Origin of the sequence: Methylobacterium sp. E-046 (genome assembly GCF_022829625.1) — a bacterium.
Lineage (GTDB): Bacteria > Pseudomonadota > Alphaproteobacteria > Rhizobiales > Beijerinckiaceae > Methylobacterium > Methylobacterium longum.
In genome coordinates this window covers 37512-63327 of record NZ_JAKSYP010000172.1, presented here as the reverse complement: position 1 = coordinate 63327, position 25816 = coordinate 37512, and the positions used below count along the sequence as shown (strand labels likewise).

General features: G+C 71.0%; 22 protein-coding genes. 15 read left to right on the top strand and 7 right to left on the bottom strand.

Annotation, left to right across the window (positions count from 1 at the left end; all coding sequences use genetic code 11):
- Positions 1 to 235: 235 nt before the first annotated feature.
- From MKK82_RS16060 to MKK82_RS16050, 3 genes are all read left to right on the top strand, one after another.
- On the top strand, positions 236 to 1552 hold the full coding sequence (locus MKK82_RS16060; RefSeq protein WP_238286794.1) for an efflux RND transporter periplasmic adaptor subunit: 1317 nt from the start codon (positions 236 to 238) through the stop codon (positions 1550 to 1552).
- Positions 1553 to 1568: 16 nt separating this feature from the next.
- Positions 1569 to 4718 (top strand): efflux RND transporter permease subunit, encoded by a 3150-nt coding sequence (locus MKK82_RS16055; RefSeq protein ID WP_243986261.1) that lies wholly within the window; start codon positions 1569 to 1571, stop codon positions 4716 to 4718.
- Positions 4719 to 4852: 134 nt separating this feature from the next.
- Positions 4853 to 6388 (top strand): efflux transporter outer membrane subunit, encoded by a 1536-nt coding sequence (locus MKK82_RS16050; RefSeq protein ID WP_243986260.1) that lies wholly within the window; start codon positions 4853 to 4855, stop codon positions 6386 to 6388.
- 16 nt (positions 6389 to 6404) lie between these two features.
- Here the strand turns inward: MKK82_RS16050 and MKK82_RS16045 are convergent, their stop codons facing one another.
- The 4 genes from MKK82_RS16045 to MKK82_RS16030 form a co-directional block, all read right to left on the bottom strand.
- Entirely contained in the window at positions 6405 to 7196 is a 792-nt protein-coding gene (locus tag MKK82_RS16045; protein WP_238286797.1) for a flagellar hook basal-body protein, read from the bottom strand.
- A 244-nt stretch (positions 7197 to 7440) separates the two neighbouring features.
- Positions 7441 to 7908 carry a secondary thiamine-phosphate synthase enzyme YjbQ gene (locus MKK82_RS16040; RefSeq protein ID WP_238286799.1) on the bottom strand — a complete coding sequence of 156 codons (468 nt, stop codon included), beginning with the start codon at positions 7906 to 7908 and terminating at the stop codon, positions 7441 to 7443.
- Positions 7905 to 9623, bottom strand: coding sequence for a cisplatin damage response ATP-dependent DNA ligase (locus MKK82_RS16035; protein WP_238286801.1), 1719 nt, complete (start codon positions 9621 to 9623; stop codon positions 7905 to 7907). Before MKK82_RS16035 ends, MKK82_RS16040 begins: the two co-directional genes overlap by 4 nt.
- A complete protein-coding gene (locus MKK82_RS16030) occupies positions 9620 to 10663 on the bottom strand; it encodes a ligase-associated DNA damage response exonuclease (protein WP_238286802.1) in 1044 nt (347 codons plus the stop codon). Before MKK82_RS16030 ends, MKK82_RS16035 begins: the two co-directional genes overlap by 4 nt.
- 68 nt (positions 10664 to 10731) lie before the next feature.
- Between MKK82_RS16030 and MKK82_RS16025 the strand changes: the two genes are divergently transcribed.
- Positions 10732 to 11679 carry a class I SAM-dependent DNA methyltransferase gene (locus MKK82_RS16025; RefSeq protein ID WP_238286804.1) on the top strand — a complete coding sequence of 316 codons (948 nt, stop codon included), beginning with the start codon at positions 10732 to 10734 and terminating at the stop codon, positions 11677 to 11679.
- A gap of 68 nt (positions 11680 to 11747) precedes the next feature.
- Positions 11748 to 12542, top strand: a complete 795-nt coding sequence (locus MKK82_RS16020; protein WP_238286806.1) for a YoaK family protein — start codon at positions 11748 to 11750, stop codon at positions 12540 to 12542.
- Positions 12543 to 12560: 18 nt separating this feature from the next.
- Here MKK82_RS16020 and arfB read toward each other — a convergent pair whose 3' ends face one another.
- Together arfB and MKK82_RS16010 are read right to left on the bottom strand one after the other, a co-directional pair.
- The gene (arfB, locus tag MKK82_RS16015; RefSeq protein WP_238286808.1) at positions 12561 to 12992 is read right to left on the bottom strand and encodes an alternative ribosome rescue aminoacyl-tRNA hydrolase ArfB; all 432 of its coding nucleotides are present in this window, start codon (positions 12990 to 12992) and stop codon (positions 12561 to 12563) included.
- A 249-nt stretch (positions 12993 to 13241) separates the two neighbouring features.
- Positions 13242 to 13538: a BolA family protein gene (locus MKK82_RS16010; RefSeq protein WP_238286809.1), complete on the bottom strand. Its 297-nt coding sequence runs from the start codon at positions 13536 to 13538 to the stop codon at positions 13242 to 13244.
- A 109-nt stretch (positions 13539 to 13647) separates the two neighbouring features.
- Between MKK82_RS16010 and MKK82_RS16005 the strand changes: the two genes are divergently transcribed.
- From MKK82_RS16005 to cobT, 3 genes are all read left to right on the top strand, one after another.
- A complete protein-coding gene (locus MKK82_RS16005; RefSeq protein ID WP_238286811.1) occupies positions 13648 to 14271 on the top strand; it encodes a J domain-containing protein in 624 nt (207 codons plus the stop codon).
- 209 nt (positions 14272 to 14480) lie between these two features.
- Positions 14481 to 15464, top strand: coding sequence for a cobaltochelatase subunit CobS (gene cobS / locus MKK82_RS16000; RefSeq protein ID WP_238286812.1), 984 nt, complete (start codon positions 14481 to 14483; stop codon positions 15462 to 15464).
- 161 nt (positions 15465 to 15625) lie between these two features.
- Positions 15626 to 17533 carry a cobaltochelatase subunit CobT gene (gene cobT / locus MKK82_RS15995; RefSeq protein WP_243986259.1) on the top strand — a complete coding sequence of 636 codons (1908 nt, stop codon included), beginning with the start codon at positions 15626 to 15628 and terminating at the stop codon, positions 17531 to 17533.
- Positions 17534 to 17813: 280 nt separating this feature from the next.
- Here the strand turns inward: cobT and rpmB are convergent, their stop codons facing one another.
- Complete coding sequence (gene rpmB, locus MKK82_RS15990; RefSeq protein ID WP_238286814.1) at positions 17814 to 18116, bottom strand: 50S ribosomal protein L28; 303 nt, start codon at positions 18114 to 18116, stop codon at positions 17814 to 17816.
- Between the two features lie 372 nt (positions 18117 to 18488).
- Here rpmB and MKK82_RS15985 point away from each other — a divergent pair, with 372 nt between their 5' ends.
- The 7 genes from MKK82_RS15985 to MKK82_RS15955 all read left to right on the top strand — a co-directional run bounded on the left by MKK82_RS15985 (position 18489) and on the right by MKK82_RS15955 (position 25757).
- A complete protein-coding gene (locus tag MKK82_RS15985; protein ID WP_238286865.1) occupies positions 18489 to 19403 on the top strand; it encodes a DUF3108 domain-containing protein in 915 nt (304 codons plus the stop codon).
- Positions 19404 to 19475: 72 nt separating this feature from the next.
- Entirely contained in the window at positions 19476 to 19766 is a 291-nt protein-coding gene (locus MKK82_RS15980) for a DUF1330 domain-containing protein (protein ID WP_238286815.1), read from the top strand.
- Positions 19767 to 19865: 99 nt separating this feature from the next.
- Positions 19866 to 20189: a hypothetical protein gene (locus MKK82_RS15975; RefSeq protein WP_238286816.1), complete on the top strand. Its 324-nt coding sequence runs from the start codon at positions 19866 to 19868 to the stop codon at positions 20187 to 20189.
- Between the two features lie 93 nt (positions 20190 to 20282).
- Entirely contained in the window at positions 20283 to 23789 is a 3507-nt protein-coding gene (locus tag MKK82_RS15970) for a helicase-related protein (protein ID WP_409566816.1), read from the top strand.
- Positions 23790 to 23801: 12 nt separating this feature from the next.
- Entirely contained in the window at positions 23802 to 24095 is a 294-nt protein-coding gene (locus tag MKK82_RS15965) for an RNA-binding S4 domain-containing protein (protein WP_238286817.1), read from the top strand.
- 219 nt (positions 24096 to 24314) lie between these two features.
- Complete coding sequence (gene fdxA, locus MKK82_RS15960; protein ID WP_238286819.1) at positions 24315 to 24653, top strand: ferredoxin FdxA; 339 nt, start codon at positions 24315 to 24317, stop codon at positions 24651 to 24653.
- 504 nt (positions 24654 to 25157) lie between these two features.
- A complete protein-coding gene (locus tag MKK82_RS15955) occupies positions 25158 to 25757 on the top strand; it encodes a CarD family transcriptional regulator (RefSeq protein ID WP_238286820.1) in 600 nt (199 codons plus the stop codon).
- Positions 25758 to 25816 lie beyond the last annotated feature (59 nt).

The following is a 25816-nucleotide window of genomic DNA, read 5'->3' as shown; positions in this document are numbered from 1 at the left end:
GCGACCGTTGTCATATTGTAACAGATTCCGTCAAAGGAAGACGGGGCCACACGGTTTCGCGACCGGGGCTGCCGGTCGATTGCGAGTCGGAGAAGCTTTGCTCTAGGCAGATCGCGTCACGCGGAATGTTCCGCACGCTCTGCCATAGAAAAGCACCTGCGGTCGCATTGATGTGAGCGGCGTCCCGACGCGGCGCGTGTCTTCGTCGGTCAGCCCGGTTCCTGAAGATCATCCCATGGACGCCCGAAACCCGCTGGAACAGGACGAGGCCATCACCGCGCCCAGGCGCCGGTGGCCGGCCCTCGTGGTCGCGCTGGTGCTCGTCGGAACTGCGGCCGGCTTGGCCTTCGCCTTCCCGGACCGCGCCCGCGAGGCCGCGTCCGGGCTCGTCGCCTCGCTGACCGGGCTGTTCGCGCCGAGCAACCCCGATCCGGGCCTCGACATGCAGAAGGCCGGCCCAGTCGAACGGATCTTCCGGCCCACCAAGGAGCAGCGCGCCGCCTTCGAGATCCTGCCGGTCGCCACGCAGGTGTTCCGGCCGGAGGGATCGGCCGAGGGGCGCATCGCCCTCAACGACGACGACAACGTGCCGGTGGTCTCGCCCTACGCGGGCCGGGTGACCAAGGTTCTGGTCCGGGCGGGCGACGACGTGAAGGCCGGCGACGTGCTCCTGACGCTTGAGGCCACCGATATGGTCCAGGCGCAGAACGATTATCAGGCGGCGCTGAACAACCTGCAGAAACAGCAGGCGCTGCTGAAGCTCGATCAGACCATCGCGGCGCGCCAGCAGGAGCTGTTCCAGGCCCATGCGGTGGCGCTGAAGGACTACCAGTCGGCGCAGAACGACGTGATCGCCGCCCAGAGCGACCTGAAGACCGCCGAGGCCGCCCTCGACGCGGTGAAGAACCGCCTGCGGCTGCTGGGCAAGTCCGACGCCGAGATCGCCGCCTACGAGAAGAAGGGCACGATGAGCCCGGAGACCCAGATCCGGGCACCGATCCCCGGCACGATCGTGCAGCGGAAGGTGGGCATCGGCCAGTATCTCTCGGCCTCCAGCGATCCAGTCTTCGTGATCGGCGACCTGTCCACGGTCTGGCTGGTCGCCAATGTCCGGGAGAGCGAGATTCCGAAGATCCGCATCGGCCAGGAGGTCGAGGCGAAGGTGGCGGGCTTCGGCGCGCGGGTCTTCAAGGCGCGGGTGAACTACATGGCCGCCAGCCTCGACGCGGCCACGCGGCGGCTCGCCGTGCGCAGCGAGGTCGACAACCCCGACCGGGTGCTGCGCCCCGAGATGTTCGCCACCTACACGATCGTCACCGGCAAGGGCGAGCCGGCCCCCAGCATTCCCGTGGCCGCCATCGTGTACGAGGGGGACCGCACCCATGTCTGGGTGGCCCGGCCGGACGGGGCCGTGGAGGCGCGCGACATCAAGCTCGGCCTGATCAACGGCGACAACGCCCAGGTCACACAGGGGCTGCGCGCCGGCGAGCAGGTCGTCACCCGCGGCGCGCTGTTCATCGACCGGGCCGCCACCGGCGACAAGGCGTCCTGAGCGGGGATCCGGTCCGATGAACGCCCTGATCGCCTTCTCGCTGCGCCAGCGCGTGCTGGTCGTGCTGCTGTTCGTGATGATGCTGGGCATCGGCTACGGCGCCTACACGCAGCTCAACATCGAGGCCTATCCCGATCCGGTTCCGCCGCTCGTCGACGTGATCACCCAGAACCCGGGCCAGTCGGCCGACGAGATCGAGCGCTACATCACCATCCCGCTGGAAGTGGCGCTCGCCGGCATCCCCAACGCCCAGGTGGTGCGGACGATCTCGCTGTTCGGCCTCTCCGACGTGAAGGTCCAGTTCAACTACGAGTACACGTACGAGCAGGCGCTGCAGCGGGTGCTCAACCGCCTGTCGCAGGCGCCGACGCTGCCCAACGGGGCGACGCCGCAGATCTCGCCGACGAGCCCGGTGGGCGAGATCATGCGCTACAAACTCGTCGGCCCGGCGGGCTACTCTCCGATGGACATGAAGACCCTGCAGGACTGGGTGCTGCAGCGCAGGTTCAAGGCGATCCCCGGCGTGGTCGATGTGACCGCCTTCGGCGGCAAGGCCAAGGAATACGAGGTGGCGGTCGACCTGAACCGCCTCCAGGCCCAGGGCCTGACGCTCGTCCAGCTGACGACGGCGCTCAACAACGCCTCGATCAACGTCGGCGGGCAGACGCTCAATGTCGGCCAGCAATCGGCGGTGGTGCGCGGCATCGGCCTGATCCGCGACATGGACGACATCAGGGATACGATGATCAGCCTCGTCAACGGCACGCCGGTGCTGGTGCGGGACGTGGCCGAGGTGCGCGTGTCGAACGCGCCGCGGCTCGGCATCGTGGGCCACGACGACGCGTCCGACATCGTCGAGGGCATCGTGCTGATGAGCCGCGGCGGCCAGAGCCTGCCGACCCTGCAGCGCGTCGAGGCCGAGATCGACAAGATCAACGCGTCCTCGATCCTGCCGCCCGACGTGAAGATCGAACGGATCTACGACCGGTCCGGCCTGATCCACACCACGACCCACACCGTGATGCACAACCTCGTCTTCGGCGTGGTGCTGGTCTTCGTGGTGCAGTGGCTGTTCCTCGGCTCGCTCACCAGCGCGATCATCGTGGCGGCCACGATCCCGTTCGCCCTGGGCTTCGCGATCCTGATCCTCGTCGTGCGCGGGGATTCGGCGAACCTGCTGTCGCTCGGCGCCATCGATTTCGGCCTGATCGTCGACGCCACCGTGATCATGGTCGAGAACGTGTTCCGGCACATCGCCGAACCCGACCACGTGAAGGGCGAGGCGCCTCCCGCCGGCCTGACCGGCCGGCTCGGCACCATCGCGGTGGCCGGGCGCGAGGTGAACCGGGCGATCTTCTTCTCGGCCACGATCATCATCGTCGGCTTCCTGCCACTGTTCACGATGACGGGCGTCGAGGGCCACATCTTCGGGCCGATGGCCAAGACCTACGCGTACGCCCTTCTGGGCGGGCTGCTGGCGACCTTCACGGTGTCGCCCGCCCTCTCCGCGCTGATCCTGCCCAGGAAACTGGAGGAGCGCGACACGCTGATCGTGCGGCTCCTGCGCTTCGGCCACGAGCGCATCCTGGCCTTCGGACTGCGCAACCGCATCCTGTCGCTCGCGGTGATGCTGGCGATCCTGCTGGCCTCGGGTCTCGTGGCGCGCAATCTCGGCCTGGAGTTCCTGCCGCGCCTCGAGGAGGGCAACCTGTACGTGCGCGGCACGATGCCGGCCTCGATCTCGCTGGAGGCCGGCAACGCCTACGTCCAGCGCATGCGCAAGATTTTCCAGGAGGTCCCCGAGGTCGTCACCGTGCTGTCGCACCAGGGCCGGCCGAACGACGGCACCGACGCCACCGGCTTCTTCAACGTCGAGCTCCTGGCGCCGCTCAAGCCTATCGACCAGTGGCGGAAGGGGCTCGACAAGGAGACCCTGATCCAGACCCTGAGCAAACAACTAGGAGACGAATTTCCAGGCATCGAGTTCAACTTCTCGCAGTATATCGAGGACAACGTCCAGGAAGCGGCCTCGGGCGTGAAGGGCGAGAACTCGGTGAAGGTCTACGGCAACGACCTCGCTCAGCTCACCAAGACCGCCAACGCCGTCAAGGCGGCGCTCGGCACCGTCCAGGGCGTCACCGACCTGTCCGTGTTCGAGTCGCTGGGCCAGCCGACGGTGCGGATCGACGTCGACCGTCACAAGGCCGCCCGCTACGGCCTGTCGATCGGCGACGTGAACACCACGATCCAGGCGGCGATCGGCGGCCAGACCGCGGGCGACCTCTACGAGTACGGCTCCGACCGGCACTTCCCCATGCGGGTGCGCCTCGCCAAGGAGTACCGCTCGTCGCTCGCCGGCATCCGCAACATCGCGGTCGGCGCGCAGAACCCCAACGGCGGCGTCATCCAGGTGCCGCTCTCCGAGATCGCCGACGTGGACCTCGTCTCGGGCGCCTCGTTCATCTACCGCGAGGATCAGGAGCGCTACATCCCGGTGAAGTTCTCGGTGCGCGGCCGGGACCTCGGCAGCGCCGTGATCGAGGCGCAGCGCAAGGTCGCCGACGCGGTGGACCTGCCGCCGGGCTACCGGCTGGAATGGGTCGGGCAGTTCACCAACCTGAAGGAGGCGGCGGCCCGCCTGAGCCTCGTGGTGCCGCTGACGCTGCTGCTGATCGCGCTGCTCCTCTACATCAACTTCTCGTCGGTGGCCGACATGCTGCTGACCCTGTCGGTGATCCCGATGGCGATGATCGGCGGCATCTTCGCCCTGTTCCTGACCGGGACGCCGTTCTCGATCTCGGCGGCGATCGGCTTCATCGCGCTGTTCGGCATCTCGACCATGGAGGGCGTGATCCTGCTCGCCTACTACAACCAGCTCCTCGACGAGGGCTGGAAGCGGCAGGAGGCGGTCTGGCAGGCGGCCGTGGTGCGGATGCGCCCGGTGATGATGACCTGCGTGGCCGCCTGCGTCGGCCTGCTGCCGGCGGCGGTCTCCACCGGCATCGGCTCGCAGGTGCAGAAACCCCTGGCGCTCGTGGTGGTGGGCGGCATCATCCTGGCACCGAACCTGATCCTCGTGATCGTGCCGGTGCTGATCGCCCTTTTCTCCCGCCGCCAGCCGAATCCGGATGCCCGGGCGCGGACCGAGCACCGGGCCGCCGCGTGAGCCGGTTCCGGATGGGCAGGCGGCGCGTTGCAGGGGGGCCACAACGTCCCGGTCGCGCGCGTGGCCCGGCGGCGGCCGCATTGACTCGGACGCGCCCCGCGCCGCTCTACCGGGGTGGGGTTTTCGGGGGCGGGATGGTGAGCTTTGCGCCGAGCCGGTGCGGACGGGCGGCCGCTTTGCTGGCCGCATCCCTGTGCCTGTCGGCCTGCGCGGTCGGCCCGAACTTCGTGCCGCCCGAGGCGCCTCCGGTCGGTCGCTACACCCGGGAGCCCCTGCAGAATCCGTCCGCGGCCGACAACATCCGCACCCGCCAGGGCGGCTCGGCGGACCAGAGCTTCGTCTCCGGCGCCGACATTCCCGGCCGGTGGTGGACCCTGTTCCACTCGAAGGCGCTGAACCGCATCGTCGAGCAGGCCCTGGCCAACAACCCGACTCTGGAGGCCGCGCAGGCCTCGCTGCGGGTGGCGCAGCAGAATACCCTCGCCCAGAAGGGCACGCTCTACCCGAGCCTCACCGCGACGCCGCAGATCCAGGGCGCCCTGGCGCCCGGCCTCGACCTGCAATCGCCGCTCAACAACCAGACCCAGTATCTCTACAGCCTGTCCACGCCGCAGGCGGTGGTCTCCTACAATCCGGATGTGTTCGGCGGGAACCGCCGCCAGATCGAGTCGCTGGAGGCCGCCACCCAGAACCAGCGCTTCCAGCTGGAGGCGGCCTACCTCAGCCTCACCGCCAACGTCGTGGCCGCCGCCATCCAGGAGGCGGCCCTCCGGGCGCAGATCGACGCGACCCGCAAGGTGATCCAGGCGCAGACCGAGGTGCTGCAGCTCTACAACAAGCAGCTCTCGCTCGGGCAGATCGCGGGCGCCGACGTGGTGCAGCAGCAGGCCGCCCTGGCGCTGTCGCAGCAATTGCTGCCGCCGCTGGAGAAGGCGCTGGCCCAGCAGCGCAACCTGCTGACCGCGCTCGCCGGTCGGCTGCCCTCCGACGAGATTCCCGAGACCTTCGACCTGTCCGCCCTGCGGCTGCCGACCAAGCTTCCGGTGAGCCTGCCGTCGCGGCTCGTGCAGCAGCGGCCCGACGTGAAGGCCGCCGAAGCCCTGGTCCAGGAGGCGAGCGCCAATGTCGGCGTCGCCGTGGCCAACCGCCTGCCGCAGTTCAGCCTGACCGCCACGGGCGGATCCAGCGCGACGCGGATCGCGCAGGTGGCCGCACCGGGGGCCGCGTTCTTCACGATCATCGGGCAGGCGACGGCGCCGATCTTCGATGCCGGCACCCTGTTCCGGCGCCAGCGCGCCTCCGAGGAATCGCTGACGCTGGCGCAGGCGCAGTACAAGGCGACCGTCATCACCGCCTTCCAGAACGTGGCCGACGCCCTGCGGGCGCTCCAGGCCGACGCCAGGGCGGTGGCCGCCGCCGACGCCGCGGTGAGCGCGACGAACCAGAGCCTCGGCCTGATCCGCAAGCAATACACGGCGGGCGCGGTCACCTCCTCGCAGGTTCTGATCGCCCAGCAGGGCTACCTCTCCGCGCTGGTGACCTCGGCGGGCGCGCGCGCCACCCAGTACGCCGACACCGCGGCCCTGTTCGTGGCCCTGGGCGGCGGCTGGTGGAACCGCGCCGACGTGGCGCCGCCCCCGCCCGAGACGGATCCGCTGAAGTTCCTGTGACGGGCCCCCGGCCGCGTCAGGTGTACATCGCGATGGCGTCCTGCAGCATCTGGTCGGTGGTGCTCATGACCTTGGTGTTGGCCGTGTAGGCCTGCTGGGTCTCGATCATCTTCGAGAACTGGTCGGAGATGCCGGCGTTCGATTGCTCCACCGAGCCGGGCGTGAGGGTCGCGCCGTTGAGGCCGTAGCTCGGCGTGCCGGACCGGCCATTGGCCACGTAGGTCCCGCCGTCGAGGGAGGTCAGATTGTCCTGCAGGCCGAACTGCGCGAGCGTCAGCGACCCCAGCGCCACGGGGCTGCCATCCGCGGCGGTGCCCGTGAGGGTGCCGGCCGGCGAGACCGCGAGACTCGACAGGGTGTTGGCGCCGGTCGGGACTTGGACCGGGGTCGTCGCCGAGGGTCCGGCGAACAGGTAGTAGCCCGCGCCGTTGGTGAGATAGCCGCTGGCATCGGGCGCGAAGTCGCCGCGCCGCGTGTAGCCGGTCTCGCCGGTGAAATCCGGGCTGTCGGTCGTCCCGTTGTTCTCTCGGACGATGAAGTAGCCGTTGCCCGAGATGGCGAGGTTGGTCGACACGCCGGTCGACTGCACCGTGCCCTGGATGTTGAGGGTGTTGCGCGTGCTCGAGCCCACGCCGCCCGCCGGCTGCGTGCCGCCCTCGGTTTGGGCCAGCAGGTCGGCGAAGTGCGTCTCCGTGGTCTTGAACCCCGCCGTCTGGGTGTTGGCGATGTTCCCGGAGATGTTGTTCAGGGCGAGCGACTGCGCCGAGGCGCCGGAAATCGAGTTCGAGAGCGCGGCGAACAGGCCCATCGGGGATCTCCCTTCGCGGGATCGGGACAGACCGATCCGACGGGGGATCATAAGCGCGCCCTATGGTTAACCGGCGGTGTGTGACGGCATGTTGCCGATCCGGCGCCCGGGTCCAGGTCCGCGGCGTGACGCACGCGCCGTCGTGGCGAGCGGAGCGGCGCGATCCCGCGGCGCCATGTCGGCCGGTGTCGTGCGGCCCGGGATCGCTTCGCCGCGCCCGCGATGACGGGGACGAGGGGGAGCCTCACGCCCCGATCACGCTCAGCACGATCTCCCGCCGGTGCGGCCGGTCGCGGTGCTCGATCAGGTAGATCCCCTGCCACGTGCCGAGGGCCAGGCGCCCGTCGATCAGAGGGACGGTCAGGGCCGAATCGGTGATCAGGGTGCGGATATGCGCCGGCATGTCGTCCGGCCCCTCGGCACCGTGGACGTAGCCGGCATGCCGCGGCGCGAAGCCGTCCAGAGCGGCCATCAGGTCGGTCTGGACGTCGGGGTCGGCATTCTCCTGGATGGTGAGCGAGGCCGAGGTGTGCCGGCAGAACACCGTCACCAGCCCGTCCCGGACGCCGCTGCCGCGCACGAACGCCACCACGGCGGCGGTGAAATCCGTGAAGCCCGGCCCCGCGGTCGCGATGGTCAGCCGCCCGCTGGCGTGCCGCTCCACCGGACCTGCGGCCATCGTCTCCACCGGACCGATCTTGCCCTGCTTCATGCGGAGGTCTCCATCAGGGTCGCCCCCGGAGCGATCTCCCGTTCGCCCCGGGCCAGGATCCGCTCCAGCACGTCGATCCGGTCGGCCTCCGCGGGCGGCTTGTCCCAGCGGATGCGGCTGACCCGCGGGAAGCGCATCGCCACCCCCGATTTGTGCCGGGTCGAGCGCTGCACGCCCTCGAAGGCGATCTCGAGGACGAGACCCGCCTCGCGGCCGTGGGCGACCTCGCGCACGGGGCCGAAGCGCTTGGTGGTGTTGTTGCGGACGTAGCGGTCGAGCTTGGCGAGTTCCGCGTCGGTGAAGCCGTGATAGGCCTTGCCCACCGGCACCAGCTCGTCGCCGCCTTCGGGGGCCGCCCGCCAGACCCCGAACGTGTAGTCCGAGTAGAAGGACGAGCGCTTCCCGTGCCCGCGCTGGGCGTACATCATCACGGCGTCGACGATGTGGGGCTCGCGCTTCCACTTCCACCACGGTCCCTTGGGACGGCCCGGCAGGTAGGGGCTGTTCAGGCGCTTGAGCATGACGCCCTCGATGGCGTCGGCGTCCTCGCCGGCGCCGACCGAGGCCGGGTCCGCGCGGGCGGCCGCCAGCGCCTCCCAATCGGCGAAGGGCACGAGCGGCGAGATGTCGATCCGCGCGTGGTCGAGGCGGGTCACCAGCGCCTCCAGCTTCTCCCGTCGGACCGCGAAGGGCTCGGCCCTCAGGTCGTCGCCCGCGAGGGTCAGGAGGTCGTAGGCACGGACATGGGCGGGGAACTCCTCCAGGAGCTTAGCCGTCACCGCCTTCCGGTTCAGGCGCTGCTGGAGCACGTTGAAGCTCTGCACGCGGCGCTCGCGCAGGATCAGCAGCTCGCCGTCCAGCGACCCCGTGAAGGTGATGGCCTCGGCGAGATCCGGGAACGCCCCGGTGATGTCCTCGCCGGTGCGGGAATAGACCTTTCCGACCTGCTGGCCGGCCTTGTCGCGCCCGCCGACGAGCTGGACGCGGATGCCGTCCCACTTCCACTCGGCCGAGAAGGCGTCCGGCTCCAGCTTCTCGAGGTCGGCCTCCTCCTCGATCGGGTGGGACAGCATCGGCGGGCGAAACGGGGCGGGGTTCAGGGTCTCGGGCCGCGCGGCCCGGCCCTCGACCCAGGCGAACAGGGTCTCGAACGGCGGCGTCAGCCCGTGCCAGACCTCCTCGACGGCGTCGGCGTCGTGGTCGCCCAGTGCGCCCACCGCCGTCTTGGCGAGCCGGGCCGAGACGCCGACCCGCAGGTTGCCGGTGACGAGCTTCAGCAGCGCCCAGCGCCCGGTCTCGTCGAGGGCGTCGAGCCACTCGGCGAGGTGCCGGGGCAGTTCGCGCTTGGGGATGGTCGCCAGCGTCCCGACGACCTCCGCCAGGGTCGGGACCTGCGGCGGCGGGTTGTTGTGGCCGGGGCCCGGCTCCCGCGGCGCCTCCGCCGGTCCCGGCCAGATCAGCGCCGTGGTCTCCGCGAGATCCCCGACGTAGTTGTGCGAGAGCCGGAACAGCACCGGGTCGATCCGCTCCTCCACCAGCCCCCGGATCAGGGCCGGCTTGGCCTCGCGAAAGCTCAGTGTGCCGGTCATGGCGCCCAGCGCGTAGCCGCGCTCCGGGTCGGGCGTGCGGGAAAAGTAATCCTGCAGCATCCGCAGCTTGGCGTTGCGGCGCGGCTCATAGGCGAGGCGGTCGAGCAGATGGGCGAAATCGTTCATGCCGCCGTCTCCGCCTCGGAGACCGCTTCGGCCTCCCCGTCGTCGCCGTAGCCCAGCAGATGCAGCGGCCGGGCCTTGATCCCCTGCGTTCCGCACCAGTGGACCAGGGCGTCCTCCTGCCCGTGCGTGACCCAGACCTCTTCGGCGCCGGTCTCGCGGACGGTGCGGCACAGGTCCGGCCAGTCGGAATGGTCGGAGATCACCAGCGGCAGCTCGACGCCCTTCTGGCGGGCGCGGGCGCGGACCCGCATCCAGCCCGAGGCGAAGCAGGTCACCGGATCGGGGAACTTGCGCGACCACAGATCCTGGATCGACGAGGGCGGGCAGATCACGATCGCGCCGTGCAGGTCCTTGCGCTCGGCCGCGACCACCTTGGGGGTTTCGCCCAGCGGCACGCCCTCCTCCTTGTAGAGGGCGGTGAGCTTCTCCATCGCCCCGTGGAGGTGGATCGGCCGGTCCCAGCCCTCCTCCCGCAGGAGCGCCATCACCCGCTGCGCCTTGCCGAGGGCGTAGGCGCCGACGATGTGGGCCCGCTCCGGGAACAGCCGGACCGATTCGAGGAGCTTGCGGACCTCGTCCCGCGTGTCCGGATGGGTGAAGACCGGCAGGCCGAAGGTCGCCTCGGTGATGAACACGTCGCACGGCACCACCTCGAAGGGCAGGCAGGTCGGGTCCGGCGCCCGCTTGTAGTCGCCCGAGACCACCACCCGGGCCCCGTCCCGCTCGATGGCGATCTGCGCCGAGCCGAGGACGTGGCCGGCGGGCGCGAAGCGCACGGTGACGTCGCCGACGCGGATCGCCGCGCCGAGCCGCGCCTCCTGCCGCTGGCGGCAGAACTCCGCGCCGTAGCGCACCGCCATGATCCGCAGGGTCTCGGGCGTCGCCAGCACTTGGCCGTGGCCCGCCCGGGCATGATCGGCATGGCCGTGGGTGATGAGCGCGCGCTCCACCGGCCAGGTCGGATCGACGTGGAAGCGCCCGAGGGGGCAGTAGAGACCCTCGCGGGTCAGGGTGAGGAGGTCGCTGGCGCGTGTCGGCATCGGGCCCGTGCTGCCGGTGGTATCCGCCGGTGGCCCCAGTATATAGGCACCCCCGACCCGGCAGACGCATGGCCTCGCAGCTCAGTTCCGGCGACATCCTCGCCGATCGCCGCTATCGCTACGCGGAAGCCTGCTTGGCCGAGGGCGATTACGGCGGGGCCGCCGACCTCGCCGCGCAGGCCCTGGAGATCGCGCCGCGCTACGCGCCGGCGTGGCTGCTCCTCGGGCGGGCCCGGGAGGGACTGGCGGCGGCGGGCGGGTCGCCGGACCTGCGCGACGCGGCGGTCCGGGCCTACGCGTGCGCCCTCGACATCGACCCGGACGACACCCTGGGCGTGCGGGCGCACCTCGCCCGCCTGGGCGTCGCCGACGGCCGGCCGATCCTCACCCCCGCCTACGTCAGGGCCCTGTTCGACGGCTACGCGCCGCGCTTCGAGCGCCACCTCGTCGACGGCTTGACCTATGTCGGTCCCGAACTCGTCCGGAACGCCCTGCCGCCGGAACCACGGCTTTTTGCCCGGGTGCTCGACCTCGGCTGCGGCACGGGCCTGATGGGCGCGGCGATCCGCGACCGGGCCGGTCACCTCACGGGCGTCGATCTCGCGCCCGGGATGCTGGCGCTGGCGCGCGCCAAGTCCCGGGAGGGCCGGCCGCTCTACGACCGCCTGGCCGAGGGCGAGTTGACCGCGTTCCTGGCCGGCGAGGCGGCGGCCTCCGCCGATCTCTGCATGGCCGCCGACGTCCTCATCTACGTGGCGGATCTGGCGCCCGTCGTGGCGGAGATGGGCCGCGTGCTCCGGCCGGGCGGCCTCGCCGCCTTCACGGTCCAGTCGCACGACGGACCGGGGGTCGCGCTCGGCGCGGACGGCCGTTACGCCCACGCGGATGCCCATACGGAGGCGGCAGCCCGCGACGCCGGCTTCGCGCTCCTCACGCTGGAGCCCGCCGCGGTTCGGACGGAGGCCGGGCGGCCGGTGCCGGGCCGCGTCGTTGTGTTGCGCCGCACAGCGGCATGAAACCGCTTGGCTGTTCGTCCATTGTCAGTCGGTCGCGACAGGCGCGGCCGCTGTATCGGGGGATCAGCATGGCGAATTACGGCAGTCGGACAGGTCGGGAGACGCCGGAGCGAAGACCCGATCCGCCGGCGGACAAGTCCTTTCCGGCCGATCCGCGAACCCGGATCCCCTTCGCCATCGCCCTGGCCACGCTGGCGGGCTGCGCCGACTCCATCGGCTTCCTGGAATTCTCGCAGCTCTTCATGTCGTTCATGTCGGGCAACACCACGCGCTTCGGCGTGGCGGTGTCGAACGGCGACTGGGAGAACGTCACCCGGGTCGCCAGCACCATCAGCATCTTCTGCTTCGGCGCCTTCCTGGGCACGCTGATCGCCGCCTGGGTCGGGCGCTGGCGCCTCGCCGTCCTCCTGACCCTGCAGGCGCTGCTGCTCGCCGGCGGGCTGCTGATGCCCTGGGGCACCTTCGCCTACCCGCTGCACGCCTATCCGATCGTGCTGGCCCTCGGGCTCCAGAATGCGACGCTTCAGGACGAGGGCGGCCGTTCCCTGGCGCTCACCTACGTCACCGGCGCGGTCGTGCGCTTCGGCACCGGCTGCGCCAACCTGCTGCTCGGCACCGTGGCCCCGTCCTTCTGGATCCAGGCGCCGCTCTGGGCGGGCCTCAGCACCGGCGCGGTGATCGGCGGCCTGCTCGACATCCGCTACGGCGAGTCGGCCTTCCTGTTCCCGGCCGCGCTGGCCGCCGTCCTGGCGCTGATCGCGATCGCCCTCACCCTCGCCAAGCCGGGCAGCACCCTGGTGGCGGGCTCGTCCCCCGCCCCCGACGCGAGCCCGAAGGCCCAGGTGATCGACGCGATCCACTGAGACGGGCGGCGACGCGTCTCAGCCGTCGGAATCGCGGAAGCTGCCCCGGCCCTGCTTGATCGTGGCGCGGTTCTTCTTGGCGCCGATCCGCCGCTCCTGCGAGCCCCGCGTCGGCTTCGTCGGGCGGCGGATCGGTGGCGGCGGCTTGGCCGCCTCCGCCACGAGATCGACGAGCCGCTGCAGGACGTCGGCCCGGTTGCGCTCCTGCGTCCGGTGCCGCTGCCCGGCGAGGACGAGGACGCCGTCCTTGGTCATGCGCCGGCCGGCGAGCCGCACGAGGTTGGCCTTCACCCGCTCGTCGATGGCGGTCGAGGCGAGCGCGGCCCAGCGGAGCTGGACCGCGGTCTCGACCTTGTTGACGTTCTGGCCACCCGCGCCGGAGGCGCGCATGAACGACAGCTCGATCTCGTCGTCCGCGATGGCGATGCGCGGCGTCACCCGCAGGGACATGGCGGCCTCCCGGATGCGGCGACCGCGCGGGACGCCGGATCGTCCGGCGCGAGGCCGACGACCCGGCAGGTGCAGATCGGTGCGCCCGTCACCATATCCCGTCCGTGATCCCCTGCCTGCTCAACGCGCCCGTCTGGAATGGTCCGCGGCGTCATCGCGGGCGCCGCGAAGCGCCCCGGTGGAGCCCGCCGACGACGGCCGCGCCGCGCAAGCTCGAAGCGCGGCTCGCCGAACGCCCGCGGGACCGGTTCAGGCGGCCTCGGCGGGCGTGCGGGCCCGGAGCGCAAGGGCGTGCAGCCCCCGCTTGAACGCGTCGTCGAGCAGCGCGTTCACCAAGCGATGCCGCTCGACGCGGCTCTTGCCCTCGAACGCCGACGCGACGATGTCGAGCCGGTAATGGGTCTCGCCCCCCGGCCGTGCCCCGGCATGGCCGGCATGCAGATGCGACTCGTCGATCACGTCGAGCCGCGCCGGCGCGAGCTGCTCCTGCAGCCGCGCCTCCATCCAGTCCCGCAGGGTGCCGCCCGCGCCCACACCGTCAGCCATCGTGCCCTCGCGTCGTGTTCGTCGGCTGCCGTCAAGCCCGATCCCGCGCATGCGTCATCAGGCCCGGTGCCCTTGTGTCTCAGGTCCGCCCCCTCATAATCGGCCCGTCATGGATCTCAACTCGCGCCTGTTCGACAGCATCCGGATCAAACCGTCCTGCGACGAGCCGAAGGCCGCCGCCGAGACCGGCTGCGAGAGCCCGGGCTGCACGCAGCCGGGCCTGTACCGGGCGCCGAAGGGCCGCAAGGCCGAGGGCCAGTACTGGCGCTTCTGCATGGATCACGTCCGCGCCTACAACGCCACGTACAACTACTTCGACGGCATGAACGATGCCGCCGTGCAGGCCTACCAGAAGGACGCGATCATCGGCCATCGCCCGACCTGGGCGATGGGCGTGAACCGGACGGGCGAGGCCAAGCCGGCCGACGAGCCGGTCCGCGACTGGGCCTATGTCGATCCCCTCGGCATCCTGCGCGGCGAAGGCGTCGGCGAGGCCCGCCGCCGGGCCCGCGAGCCCGAGCCGCAGAAGCCCCGCCACTCGGCCGCGGTCCGCCGGGCCCTCGACGTGATGGGTCTCGAGGAGGGCGCCGATACGGCCGCCATCAAGGCGCAGTACAAGACCCTGGTGAAGCGCTTCCACCCGGACGCCAACGGCGGCGACCGCTCCTTCGAGGAGCGGCTGCGCGACATCATCCGCGCCCACGACGTGCTGCGCGGGGCCGGCCTCTGCTGACGCGGCACGAAGGATGCAGGGCGGTTCGCATCTAGGATAGGGCAAACCACGCGGCGCAGCCCTATATGAGGGCGAGGCCGGTCGGTGGCGCACCCGCGCGCCGCCGTCTAAGGATGGCTCCGCCCCGCCGCGGAGGCCCGGCTCGACGTTCTTCCGCGCGGATGCTTCACTGTTTGGGAGTGGAGCGCCCGCGCCTCACGAGGTTCCGAATGCTCTCTGACGATACGCCCGCCGCGCAGCCCGACCGCACCGTCTCCGTCCGCGAGGTCTTCGGCATCGACCTCGACCTCAAGGTCCCGGCCTACGCCGAGGCCGAGGAGCACGTCCCGGATCTCGATCCCGATTACATCTTCGATCGGGAGACGACGCTCGCCATCCTGGCCGGGTTCGCCCGCAACCGCCGCGTGATGGTCACCGGCTATCACGGCACCGGCAAGTCGACCCATATCGAGCAGGTCGCCGCCCGCCTGAACTGGCCCTGCATCCGGATCAACCTCGACAGCCACGTGTCGCGCATCGACCTCGTCGGCAAGGACGCCATCGTCCTGCAGGACGGCAAGCAGGTCACCGCCTTCCAGGACGGCATCCTGCCCTGGGCCCTGCAGAACAACGTCGCCCTCGTGTTCGACGAGTACGATGCCGGCCGCCCGGACGTGATGTTCGTGATCCAGCGCGTGCTGGAGCTGTCGGGCCGCCTGACGCTTCTGGACCAGAAGCGCGTCATCCGCCCGCACCCGGCCTTCCGGCTGTTCGCCACCGCCAACACGGTGGGCCTGGGCGACACGTCCGGCCTCTATCACGGCACGCAGCAGATCAACCAAGGCCAGATGGACCGCTGGTCGATCGTCACCACGCTGAACTACCTGCCGCACGACCGCGAAGTCGACATCGTGCTGTCGAAGGCGGTCCACTATCGGGGCGACCAGGGTCGCGACATCGTCAACCGGATGGTGCGCGTGGCGGATCTCACGCGCAACGCCTTCATGAACGGCGACCTCTCCACCGTCATGAGCCCGCGCACGGTGATCACCTGGGCCGAGAACGCCGACATCTTCAAGGATATCGGCTTCGCCTTCCGGGTGACCTTCCTCAACAAGTGCGACGAGCTGGAGCGCACGCTGGTGGCGGAATTCTACCAGCGCGCCTTCGGCAAGGAGCTGCCCGAGAGCGCGGTGAACGTCGCGCTGAGCTGACCCGCATGGCCGAGTTCGTGGCGGAGTTCGTGGCGCGTGGGACCGGGGCGAGTTCATCGGGCTTCGCCCGCCCTGCCTCGGTCCCGCGCCGCGCCGCTGCTTCCCTTTGCTGGGACGGGATCCTGAACCGCCCCTTCGCGTCCGACGACCGGTAGCCTCGCATGTCCATCTCCAACCGCAAGCCCGGCGAGCGCCGCGAACCCGTGGCCGAGCCCCTGAAGCGCTCGGTGGCGGGGTGCCTGCGCGCCATCGCCCGGCGCTCCGAGGTCGAGGTCACCTACGCCACCGACCGGCCGGCGCTCACCGGCGACAAGGCCCGCCTCCCCGAGCCGCCGCGCAAGCTGTCGGCCCAGGACGTCGCGGTGCTGCGCGGCAACGCCGACGCCATGGCTTTGCGCCTGGGCTGCCACGACGTGGCGGTCCACCGCCGGCTCGCCCCCGAGAACGCGGCGGCGCGTGCCGTCTACGACGCGGTGGAGCAGGCCCGGGTCGAGGCGATCGGCTCGCGCCGGATGGCGGGGGTGGCCAGCAACATCACGGCGATGCTGGAGGACCGCTACCACCGCGGCGGCAAGTACGAGACCATCACCGACCGGGCCGACGCCCCGATGGAGGATGCCGTCGCCCTGATGGTGCGCGAGCGCCTCACCGGCCAGAAGCCGCCGGAGGCCGCGGCCAAGATCGTCGCGCTGTGGCGCGAGCACATCGAGGCCAAGGCCGGCCCGAACCTCGACGGGCTCATCGGGTCCATCGAGGACCAGCGCAAATTCGCCCGCTCGGTGCGCGACCTCCTCACCTCGCTGGACATGTCGGACGAGACGCCGTTCGACGCCGAGGACGACGAGAACGACGACGAGAACGACGCCCAGGACGACGAGCAGAGCCCGAGCGAGGGTGATTCGGAGGAGAAGAGCCAGGGCGAGCGCGCCGAGATCGAGACCTCCGAGGAGGCCTCCGACGAGATCGAGGACGGCGCGCAGGAATCCGCCGACGCGCCGTCGGGCGAGCTGCCGGATGAGTCCGAGGACGCGGAATCCGAGGAGGCCTCGGAGGCGTCGCGCCCGCCGCAGCGGCAGGGCAACGAGGCGCGCGGGCCCGAATACCGGGTGTTCAACGCCCGGTTCGACGAGGTCATCCACGCCGAGGAGCTGTGCGACGCCGACGAGCTGTCGCGCCTGCGCTCATACCTCGACAAGCAGCTCTCCCACCTCCAGGGCGTGGTCGGCCGCCTCGCCAACCGGCTGCAGCGGCGGCTGCTCGCGCAGCAGAACCGCGCCTGGGACTTCGACCTGGAGGAGGGTCAGCTCGACCCGGCGCGGCTCGTGCGGGTGGTCATCGATCCGTACCAGCCGCTCTCCTTCAAGCAGGAGAAGGACACCAACTTCCGCGACACGGTGGTGACGCTGCTCCTCGACAATTCGGGTTCGATGCGCGGCCGGCCGATCACCGTGGCGGCGACCTGCGCCGACATCCTGGCGCGGACGCTGGAGCGCTGCGGCGTGAAGGTCGAGATCCTCGGCTTCACCACCCGCGCCTGGAAGGGCGGCCAGAGCCGCGAGGCGTGGCTCGCCGCCGGCAAGCCGCCGAATCCCGGCCGCCTGAACGACCTGCGCCACATCGTCTACAAGTCGGCGGACGCCCCCTGGCGCCGGGCCCGGAAGAATCTCGGGCTGATGATGCGCGAGGGGTTGCTCAAGGAGAACATCGACGGCGAGGCGCTCGACTGGGCGCACAAGCGCCTGCTCGGGCGGCCCGAGCAGCGCAAGATCCTGATGGTGATCTCGGACGGCGCCCCGGTGGACGACTCGACCCTGTCGGTGAACGCCGGCAATTACCTGGAGCGGCACCTGCGCTGGATGATCGAGGAGATCGAGACGCGCTCGCCCGTGGAGTTGCTGGCCATCGGCATCGGCCACGACGTGACCCGGTACTACCGCCGCGCCGTGACGATCATCGACGCCGAGGAGCTCGGCGGGGCGATGACCGAGAAGCTCGCGGAGCTGTTCGAGGAGGACGGCGCGTCCGCGCCGACGGGCCGGATGCTGCGGGCGGCCGGCGGGCGGCGCTGATCCGGGCCTCGCTCCGCGGGCCCCGTCCGGGCGCGGGCCCATCCGATCCGCAATCTCGTCCTGAGACGCCGGAGCGCAGCGGACGCCGCGCAGGAGGCTCCCGGTCAACCGCGCGGTCCCCGGAGCTCTCCTTCGAGGCCAGCTGGTGCGGACGCCCCTGGATCAACTCGCGCGCGGGATCGTCCGGATCAGCCGGTCTGCCGCGCGCAAGCGCAAACCGCCGGGCCCTCGGAGGGCCCGGCGGTTTGCAGGTCCGATGTGGCGCGTGGCGCCCGGAGGCTCAGGCCGCGACGGCCGGAGCCTCGGCGAGCTTCTTGTGGATCTCGCGCTTGAGCAGGCGGGCGGTCTGCGACAGGTCGCACTCGCCGGCCTTGATCAGGAAGGCGTCGAGCCCGCCGCGATGCTCCACCGAGCGCAGGGCGTGCGCGGTGACGCGCAGGCGCACCCGCTTGCCGAGCGCGTCGGACTGGAGGGTGACGTTGCACAGGTTCGGCAGGAACCGGCACTTGGTCTTGCGGTTCGAGTGGCTCACGAGGTGGCCGACCTGAACGGCCTTGCCGGTGAGTTCGCAGCGGCGCGCCATGATGACTTTAGATCCCGTCTCGTTCCGCCCGAACAGACCCGATCGCGGCCGGCGCGATCATCGTCGCAGCGGGCGGCGCCCATTGCGTGTTCCAGGTCCAGCGGAGTCCCGTTGAAGGCGCGAGCCTATAGGCGACTGTGCCCCGATGCGTCAAGGTGCGACGCTCCACGGCGTCCCCGCCGATCCGCGGGCGGGCGCCGAACGGTCTGTTAACCACGCTGCCGGGATATAGCCTTCATCCGCCCGCAGAAAGGCTCTCCCTTCTGCGACGGCGTCGGGAGGATGCCGTCGAGCAGGTGTGTTCGAGAGGGTGTCTTGGCCCGCCTTCCCTGGGATGCGATCCGGATCATGAGCGCCACGCCTGTCCGTCGAATGATCAAGCCCGTGACGCGCCGCCCCGTCGGGCGCGCGCTCGGACGCGCGCTCGGCAGCGTCCTCGCCGTCGCGGCCCTGGCCGGCCCGGCCGAGGCGCGATCGCGCGCGAAGCGGCCGGGAGCGAGCGCCCCCGCCACGGTGGCGGTCGATTACGGCATCAACCTCGCCGGGCTGCCGATCGGCACCGCGCGGCTCGCCGGGTCGTTCGAGCGCGACCGCTACGTCATGGACGTGTCGGCGGTGCTCACCGGCCTCGTCGGCGCCATCACCGGCGGCAAGGGCTCGGCGCGGGCCTCCGGGACCTTCGCGGCGGCGCCCCAGCCCGGCGCCTTCGCGATCGCGACCCACACGGCGAGTTCCGGCATCGCCGTGCGCATGGCGCTGGCGCACGGGACCGTGGTCCAGGCCGAGATCACCCCGCCGCTCATCGACATGCAGGACCGGGTGCCGGTCACGGCCGCCAACAGGCGCGGCATCATCGACCCGGTGAGCGCGCTGCTGATGCCGACGCAGGGGCGCGGCGAGGCGCTCGATCCGGAGAATTGCAACCGGACCCTGCCGGTCTTCGACGGCGCCACCCGCTTCAACGTGGTCCTGAGCTACGCCGAGACCCGCCCGGTGCAGAAGCCCGGCTATGCCGGCCCGGTTCTCGTCTGCACGGCCCGCTACCAGGCGGTGGCCGGCCACCGCCCGGACCGGCCGGGGGTGAAATTCATGGAGGAGAACCGCGAGATGTCGGTCTGGCTGGCGCCCGTCGCGGGGACGCGGATCCTGCTTCCGCTCCGCATCTCGGTGCTCACCACCATCGGCACCAACATCATCGAGGCGACGCGCTGGACCCAGAGCGGCGGCGCGGACGCCACCGGGACCGCGGGCGCCAGCGTCGCGCAGGCGAGCCTGACGGGGCAGTAGGGGGCCTTTGACCGGCGGCTGGTTTCCCGGCACTTCCGCCCGGCGCGGCAGCCGCGCCAGGGAGGCCAGCCAGTGCCCAAGGGCTACATCATCGTCCGGATGACGGTCACCGACCCGGACGCCTACAAGGACTACGCCGCCATGGCCTCGGAGGCCATGCGCCAGTACGGCTGCACGCCGCTGGTCCGCGGCGGCCGCAGCGAGGCGCTGGAGGGCGAAGCGCGGCCGCGCAACGTCGTGCTGGAATTCGAATCCTACGAGGCGGCGCGCGCCTACTACTTCTCGCCCGAGTATCAGGCAGCCGTCGAGAAGCGCCGCCCCGCGGGGATCGGCGAGGTGGTCTTGGTCGAAGGCGTGGATTGATGGGACCTCGGAACGACGCCTGCGCTCGCGGCGCCGCGCTCCGCTCGCAAAGCCGGCGGCGGTGGACGAAATCTTCACGGGATGCGCGATAATCCGCGGATGCGCACAGCCCGGCCCCGAATCGTTCTGGCCCTCGCCCTCACGGGGCTCGCCGGCCCGGCCAGCGCCGAGCCGCTGACGGCCGGCACCGGGGCGTCCGGCTGCGGCGGCGACGCCTTCTCGTCCGCCGAAATCGTCGGGCATCGCGCGCCGCGCCGTGGGCCCCTGGTGGCGGTCCCCGAAACGCTCTGCGCCGATGTCGCACCCCAGCCCGGGACGCCGTCGGTGCAGGTCGACGTGTACCCGCTCGTCACGCCGCAGGTTGGACCTGGAGGCGGCGGCATCCCATATGGGGAACGATCGGTCCGGCCCTACCGTCCCTGACGCGACCGGCCGGTCGTACCCGCCTCCCCCGCCCGCGCCGTGCCGGCGCCGCGACGGCCTTCCCATCCGAAGGAACCGCCGACCATCGACGCGCTGCTCCGCCCCTCGCCCAGCCGCTCGCTGCCCCGCGACGTCCGCGCCCGCGGCGTCACCGCGGTCCTCGGGCCGACCAACACCGGCAAGACGCATCTCGCCATCGAGCGGATGCTCGCGCACCCGACCGGGATGATCGGACTGCCCCTGCGGCTGCTCGCCCGGGAGGTCTACCTGCGCGTCGTCGCCAAGGTCGGGCCCGAGAAGGTCGCGCTCGTCACCGGTGAGGAGAAGATCAAGCCGGACCGGCCGCGCTACTGGATCTGCACCATCGAGGCGATGCCCCGCGACCTCGACGTGGCCTTCGTGGCCATCGACGAGATCCAGCTCGCCGCCGACATGGACCGCGGCCACGTCTTCACCGACCGCCTGCTCTACGTCCGCGGCCGCGAGGAGACCCTGCTGATCGGCTCCTCGACCGTGCTGCCGCTGGTCCAGAGCCTGATCCCGAACGTCCACACCACGACCCGGCCGCGGCTGTCGCAGCTCTCCTTCGCGGGGGAGAAGCGGCTGTCGCGCCTGCCCCGGCGCACCGCCATCGTCGCGTTCTCGGCGGAAGAGGTCTACGCGATTGCCGAGCTGATCCGCCGCCAGCGGGGTGGGGCCGCGGTGGTGCTGGGCGCCCTCTCGCCGCGGACCCGCAACGCCCAGGTCGAGATGTACCAGGCGGGCGACGTCGATTACCTCGTCGCCACCGACGCGGTCGGGATGGGCCTCAACCTCGACGTCGACCACGTCGCCTTCGCGGCGAACTGGAAATACGACGGCACCCGCTTCCGCAAGCTCACCCCCGCCGAGATGGGCCAGATCGCCGGCCGCGCCGGGCGCCACCTCGCGGACGGCACCTTTGGCTCCACCGGCCGCTGCCCGCCCTTCGAGCCCGAGCTGGTGGAGCGGCTTGAGAGCCACGACTTCGATCCCCTGCGCATCCTGCAGTGGCGCAACCCGGATCTCGCCTTCGGCAGCCTGGAGGCGCTGCAGGCGAGCCTGGACGAGCACCCGCGCGAATCAGGCCTGACCCGCGCGCCCATGGGCGAGGATCAGCAGGCCCTCGAGATCCTGATGAAGGAGGACGACATCCGCGACATGGCGCGGAGCGCCGCCACGGTCCGGAGGCTGTGGGACGTCTGCGGCGTGCCGGATTACCGCAAGGTCCACCCGCAGGTGCACGCCGACCTGGTGGCCCAGCTCTATCGGTTCCTCATGAAGGGGATGGCCGGCCGCATCCCCGACACGTGGTTCGCCGAGCAGGTGGCGATGATCGACCGCACCGACGGCGACATCGACACCCTGTCCCGACGGATCGCGCAGGGGCGCACCTGGACCTTCGTGGCAAACCGTCCCGATTGGCTGCGCGACCCAGAACATTGGCAGGGCGAGACGCGTCGGGTAGAGGACAGGCTGTCCGACGCCCTGCACGAACGCCTCGCGAGCCGCTTCGTCGACCGGCGCACAAGCGTCCTGATGCGGCGCCTGAGAGAGAACACGATGCTCGAAGCCCAGATTACCACCGACGGTGACGTCACCGTCGAGGGTCAGCATGTCGGCCACCTTCACGGGTTCCTGTTCGTTCCCGATGCCACCGCGGAGGGGCATGAGGCCAAGACCCTGAGGAGCGCCGCCGAGAAGGCGCTCGCCGGGGAGATCGAGGCGCGGGCCGAGCGATTCGCCACGACGGCCGATTCGACCCTCGTGCTGTCGCACGACGGCACGATCCGCTGGACCGGTGCCCCCGTCGCCAAGCTCACGCCCGGCGACAAGCTCTTCGCCCCGCAGATCCGTCTGCTGGCCGACGACAGCCTGACCGGTCCGCACCGCGAGAAGGTCGAGGCGCGCCTCGATGCGTGGCTGAAGGCCCACATCGTGCGCCTGCTCGGTCCGCTCATGGAGATCGAGACCGCGGCCGACCTCACCGGGCTTGCCAAGGGCATTGGCTATCAGGTGGTCGAGGCGCTCGGCGTGCTGGAGCGCTCGAAGGTCGCGCAGGAGATGCGCACCCTCGACCAGGACGGCCGCGGGGCGCTGCGCCGCCACGGCGTCCGCTTCGGCGCGTACCACATCTTCCTGCCGGCCCTGCTGAAGCCGGCGCCCCGCACGCTCGCAGCTCAGCTCTGGGCCCTGCGCAACGGCGGCCTGGACCAGCGCGGCCTCGACGAGATCGCGCATCTCGCCGGCTCTGGCCGAACCTCGATCAAGGTCGATCGCGAGATCGCCAAGGGTCTCTACCGCGCGGCCGGCTTCCGGGTCAGCGGCGAGCGGGCGGTGCGCGTCGACATCCTGGAGCGGCTCGCCGACCTTATCCGCCCGGCGATCGCCTACCGGCCCGGCACGACGCCGGGCGCCCCGCCGGACGGCACCGCGGACGGCGACGGCTTCGTGGCCACCGTCGGCATGACCTCGCTCGTCGGCTGCTCGGGCGAGGATTTCGCCTCGATCCTGAAGTCGTTGGGCTACAACGCGGAGACGCGGTCCGGCCCGGCCATCACGGTCCCGCTCATCCCGGCAGCGGCCACGGCGCCGGCTGCCGCACCGGTCGCCGCCGAGGCGTCCTCCGAGGAGGCTGTCGCCGCGCAGGCGGACGCGGCCGAGCCCGTCGGCGAGGAGACCGGAACCGACGAGACCGCACCGGCCGAAGCAGCGGGATCCGTCGCGGACGAAGCAGACGCGCCGGCGGACGGAGCCGTTGCGGTCGATGCGGAGGCGGCGCCTGCCGGGTCCCAGACTCCGGAGCCCGGGGCCGATACGACCGGCGAGGCGCCGCCCGAGGCGCCTTCCGAGGCGACTTCCGAGGAGCAGGTGGCGGAAGGTCCCGACGCCGGGGAAGCCCTTGGATCGGACCAGCCGGCCGAGGCATCGGCCGAGACCCCCGAGACTGCGGCGATCCACGACGCGGCAGCGTCCGAGCCTGCGGTGCAGGAGTCCGCGGTGCAGGAGTCCGCGGTGCAGGAATCGGCAGTGCAGGAATCCGGGGAGCCCGGGTCCGGGGTGCCGGCAGACCCGGCGGCGGCCGACGCGGAGCCGGTCGAGGCTGCCGCGGAGGGCGATGCCGGGGCCGCGAGCCCGGAGGGCGAGCAGACCGCCGAGATTCCCCAGATCGAGGTCTGGCGCCTGCAGCGTCATCAGCGCCCGGCCCATCAGCGTCCGCAGAACCGCCCCCGCGGCGGGGCCGGCCGGGGCCGCGACGGCGGCCAGCAGGGGCAGCATCCCGGCCAGGGCCAACAGGCCGGACAGGGGCGTCCCGAAGGTGGCCGGCCGGAGCATCGCCGCGCCGAGGGCGGCGACGGCGCCCCGCGTCCCGGTCGGGATCGCGGCCCCCGGCGCGAGCGCTTCGAGGGCGGTCGGCCGGAACGGCGGGATGACCAGCGCGGCGCCGAGCAGCGCCATGCCGGGCCGCGGCCCGACCAGCGGCCCCCGCGACGGGAGCGGGCGCCGGACCCGGATTCGCCCTTCGCCAAGCTGGCCGCGCTCAAGGCGCAGCTCGAAGCCGGCGACGGCGGGAAGCGCTGACCCCCGCCGCGGATGCGGGAAGATCGGCAGCGGCTCGACAAGTGGCTGTGGTTCGCGCGCTTCGCGCGAACCCGCTCCCTGGCCGCGCGGCTGGCCTCGGACGGTTTCGTGCGGGTGAACGGCAACCGGGCCGAGAATCCGGCCAAGGGCATCGGCATCGGCGACGTGGTGACGGTGGCGGCGCCGCACGCGACCGTGGCGGTGCGGGTCCTGGATCTCGGCCTGCGGCGGGGGCCGGCGCCCGAAGCGCGGCTGCTCTACGACGACCTCTCGGGCGGCGCCCCCCCGGACGTGCCCGAAGGGTGATGAGGCCGGGCCACAGCGGCCCGGCGAGCGCCCCAACGTGACCGCCATGCGGCGCTCACGCGCTTGTCAGCCCGGAAGGCAGGGTCTAGAGCCGTGACCTCCGAAGCCCGGTTTTGGCGCCGGGCCTCACCGGCGTCCCCCTTCCGAGCGCCACCCGGGCCTGCGGGCCGCGTCACGGCTCCGCCCGGGCCAAGTCGTGTTTTAGGACGAAGACATCCGATGACCTACGTCGTCACCGACAATTGCATCAAGTGCAAGTACACGGACTGCGTCGAGGTCTGTCCGGTGGACTGCTTCTACGAAGGCGAGAACATGCTCGTCATTCATCCGGACGAATGCATCGATTGCGGCGTCTGCGAGCCCGAATGCCCGGCCGAGGCGATCAAGCCGGACACGGAGTCGAACCTCGACACGTGGCTGAAGCTGAACGCCGACTACGCCAAGACCTGGCCCAACATCACGCAGAAGAAGGAGGCTCCGGCCGACGCCAAGGAGTGGGACGGCAAGTCCGGAAAGCTTGAGGCGCACTTCTCGGCCAACCCCGGCTCCGGCGACTGAACCCGCCGGTCGGCCCGCAGGATTTCTCAGCACCCCGTCATGATCCGGAAACGTGAGGCAAGTTCCTCCGAACGGGTCGCCGGATGGGCGATGGCAAGAGACCTGCAAAACGCGAAGCCCTGATCCGCCGCACGGGCATTTCTGTCCCGCCGCGCCGGTGTAAAACTCTTTCCCTCAGCGCCGGGTTCGGGCGCGCGTCTTCAGGGATGCTTTGATCTGTGCGCCGGATTGTGGTAGACAATCCGTCTGCCGTCGCATGCGCCTGACGTGCTTCCTCCAATTGAAACGCCTTCGATCTTCGTGGGTTGGGAGTGGTACGCGATCGACCGCCGAGGGATCCTTCGGCGGACGATCCAGGCTTTTGCACGGTCGCGCCGGGGACTGTCCTGGATTTCGCCTCGGGCGAGGTTATCGGGAGCGGCGAGGCAAACCGGGTGTCCCGCCCGGAACAACACGGTTTCGCGCGGCCTTGAATGGCTGCGCGCCAGTGGAGGCCCTTCTCGCATGACCACAGCCAAGAAGACGACGACCCCAGGCCGGCAAGGTTTCAAGACCGGCGAGGCCGTCGTGTATCCGGCCCACGGCGTCGGTCGCATCACGGCGATCGAGGAGCAGGAGATCGCGGGCTACAAGCTTGAGCTGTTCGTGGTGTCGTTCGAGAAGGACAAGATGGTCCTGCGCGTGCCGACCGCGAAGGCCAACAGCGTGGGCATGCGCAAGCTCGCCGAGCCGGAGCTGGTGAAGAAGGCCCTGGACCTGCTCACCGGCCGTGCCCGGATCAAGCGGACCATGTGGTCGCGCCGGGCCCAGGAATACGAGGCCAAGATCAACTCGGGCGACCTCCTGGCCGTCACCGAGGTGGTCCGCGACCTCTATCGCTCCGAGGCTCAGCCCGAGCAGTCCTATTCCGAGCGTCAGCTCTACGAGGCGGCCCTCGACCGGATCGTGCGCGAGATCTCCTCGGTGAACCGCATCACCGAGACCGAGGCCCTGAAGCTCATCGACCAGAGCCTCGCGAAGTCGCCCCGCCGCGCCAAGAGCGAGGCTGAGGCCGAGCCCGAGGGCGAGACGGAAGGCGACGACATCCAGGAGGAAGCCGCCTGAGGCTTCCTTCCTCCGGTACGTCCGATCAAACCCGGCCCGTTGCGGCCGGGTTTTTTCGT